The following is a 3,062-nucleotide window of genomic DNA, read 5'->3' as shown; positions in this document are numbered from 1 at the left end:
TTCTAACACTTTCTGGTATAGTTCACTTATCATTTTCGTTATTTAGGTCATATATGGTAAATATGACTTATCTTTTTTTGGAGTCTGTATCTGTATTCCATGCTACATAAGCTTTTCAGCTTGCTTGTCCCCCTGTCAGGGAAAAAATCTATGTCCGTGAAGGCCAAGAGGTGAAAGCAGGACAACCGATTTTAACCCTAGATTCCTTATTAATCGGCCAAGAAATACAACAAATCGAGGAGAAAATAGAAGGACAAAAAAGCCGTCTTTCCCAACAGAAACTTGTCAAAAGTCAGTTAGAGATTTCTTTAACCACCCAAAGCCAACAAAATCGCGCGGCAGCAGCGGAAAAAGAAGCCTCGATCGAACAAGCGCGGGAGAATGTGGACGCATTAATCAAGAAGGCCAAAATATCCCTAGAAGAACAACAGGCGCGGGTAAATCAAGCGAAAATCGCCCTCGCACGCAGTCAAACCGATTACCCGATTCTCAAAAGTCGTTATGAAACGGCTTTAAAAGAAGTCGATCGCTACCGAAAAGCGTGGGAGGATGGCGCAATCTCCCAGGTACAATTCATCGAGCGCGAGGATAATGCCAAGGAGCGCCAACAACTCTACGAGCGGGGAAAAGCGGAGGTAAAAGAAAATCAACATAAACTAGCGGAATTAGAAAGCGCCTACCGTCAGACGAGTCAACAAACGGGCGCGGATATCGCCCAAGCGCGTCTGCAATTACAGGAGCGGCAGCGGGGTTATCAAAGTCTCCGCCATTCCAACGAGTTGGCACTCTTAAGGATACAGGAGCAGATTAAAAATCTAGAAACGGAGATCGGAACACTGGCATCGGAAATCGCCCAAAGCGAGAGCCAACGGCAAGCGCTCCAAATCCAACTAAGTCAGAGGGTTTTAAAGACGAACACCGACGGCACGATCTTTTCATTACCGATTAAACGCGCGGGTGCGGTGGTACAGTCGGGAACGCGGATCGCGGAGATAGCACCGAAAGGATCGCGGTTTATTCTCAAGGCAGAAATGCCCACGGATCAAAGTCAATTTCTCCGCGCCGGTATGCCGATAAAAGTCAAGTTCGATGCCTATCCTTTTCAGGATTACGGCATTATCGGCGGCAAGATCACCAAGAAATCACCGACAGCGATCGAAAAGGAAACGCCAAACGGAAAAATTAACGTTTTCGAGCTAGAAATTCAACTCGATCGCTCCTGTATTCAAAAGGGAAATCAATGTATTCCCCTCAATCCGGGGGATACGGCTACCGCAGAAGCGATCGTCCGTCAGCGTCGGGTGATCGATTACATCCTCGATCCCTTTAAGGATCTGCAAAAAGACGGGTTAAAACTCTAGTTTTTTTAGGTATCGAAGCCAAATTACTTACACTCCTCGCTAACCCTCTTGCCTATCTCAACTAGGAAATTAATTTCGCATAACTGTTTCAGGAGTCATTATGTCCCATAGTATCACCATCACCAATCAAGACCTTATCCAACAGCTTAAGCTATCGGGGAAAGTTCCCGAAATAGTTGAGGGAATTATCGCTCGGAAAATCATCACCGAAACCGCCACGGAAGCGGGGATTAAAAACACAACTGACGAGTTACAACAGGCGGCCGATCAATTCCGTCTCGCCAAAGGATTACATAACGCCAAAGATACATGGAATTGGTTGCAAAAACAGGGCTTATCCCTAGACGATTTCGAGGCGATCGTTCAATTCAATTTACTATCGGGTAAATTAGTCGAACATCTTTTCGCAGACAAAATTGAATCCTATTTTGTGGAACACCAGCTAGATTATACCGGCGCGGTGATCTATGAGGTGGTGTTAGCAGATCAGGCGATGGCGGAGGAGTTGTATGAATCGATTCAGGAGGAGGAAATCAGCTTTCAGGAAGTAGCGCATCGCTATATCGAGGATGTGGAATTACGACGCAAGGGAGGTTATCGCGGTACTGTTTACCGTAAGGATTTACGACCGAATCTTTCGGCCGCAATTTTCGCATCGGATTCTTCTCGATTGTTGAAACCGCTGCAAGGCGATCGAGCTTTTCACCTGATTTTCGTCGAGGAAATTGTTAAGCCGAAGTTAACCGAGGAGTTGGCTTTGCAAATCCGTGTCGAGTTGTTTGACGGCTGGGTAAAGGAGAAGATTCAAGAGATAAAATACGAGTTAGTGAATGAGTAAGATATGAGGTGGGTTTATGCCCACCTTACAAGCTTGAAATAAAAATTAAGACTAGCGTGTAATTCTTCTCGCAATAGGGAGCATCTCACCTTTGTAACTCCTAAATTAAGTTTTATGTCAAGCTATTTTGAAAGCCTTACCAGAAGCAAGTTTTAGCGATAAGTATAATTACTCACTTGCATAAGTGAGATGCTCCCCTGGCAATAAAAGTTTCTGCTGTTTTTCAAGAAGCCTAAAGTCATACCAGTGACTTTAGGTTTTTTATGAATTTTGAACATAAATCAAGTATTTATGTTCGACGTATCATGGGTCAATACAGGGGTTTAGTATAAAGTCTGCTGGAAGAATAATTCGGCTCTTCGGTTTGTGTTATGCAATGGACAGGGGTTATAAGGGATGGAACCCTTATATAGAAAGGCATTTAGCGATTTTTGTCAATTGTTTTTTATTTAGAGCGAACTAATCAATTAAGTCTCTTGCCAGATAAGGATTTAGTCGATTTATGCCCCCCTATCGAACCATAACAAGTAACGAAGAGCCAATAATTCGTTTTTCCATTAATTTCTTTTCCCCAAATTAAACTTAATTAGCTTTTTTATGTTCTAAAACAACCTTTGCGAGGGGTTGCAATCTATTTGGATAGCGTTTAATCTTAAAGCAGACAGGTGATACAAGCCTAGTCTCCAGTTAAATACTTTCTTTCTTTCATAAGGAGAAAAACTCTGGCTCTTCCGAACTTGTCATGTAAAATTAAATAAAAAACAGACAATTATTGCTGACCAATAAAACAATAATTTATCTTTAAAAGCTCACTATGCTTGCAATACAGCAATTTATTGGTTAAAATATAAACAGCCAAGACC

Annotated in this window: 2 protein-coding genes; both read left to right on the top strand. The window is 42.7% G+C overall.

All coding sequences use genetic code 11. From position 1 onward, the window contains the following. Positions 1-170 precede the first annotated feature (170 nt). Positions 171-1,361, top strand: coding sequence for a beta-barrel domain-containing protein (locus IM462_RS14210; protein ID WP_502845517.1), 1,191 nt, complete (start codon positions 171-173; stop codon positions 1,359-1,361). A 100-nt stretch (positions 1,362-1,461) separates the two neighbouring features. After that, positions 1,462-2,199, top strand: coding sequence for a foldase protein PrsA (locus tag IM462_RS14205; protein ID WP_287701057.1), 738 nt, complete (start codon positions 1,462-1,464; stop codon positions 2,197-2,199). The last annotated feature ends 863 nt before the right edge of the window (positions 2,200-3,062 follow it).

This window comes from Microcystis sp. M144S2, assembly GCF_020246065.1.
GTDB lineage: Bacteria > Cyanobacteriota > Cyanobacteriia > Cyanobacteriales > Microcystaceae > Microcystis > Microcystis ichthyoblabe_A.
Note: the sequence above shows the minus strand (reverse complement) of the source record. Positions and strands in the feature narration are given on the sequence as shown.

Bases quoted from the DNA above. Each gene is read 5' to 3' on its own strand.
- IM462_RS14205 (WP_287701057.1), top strand. From the start codon at position 1,462: ATGTCCCATAGTATCACCATCACCAATCAAGACCTTATCCAACAGCTT.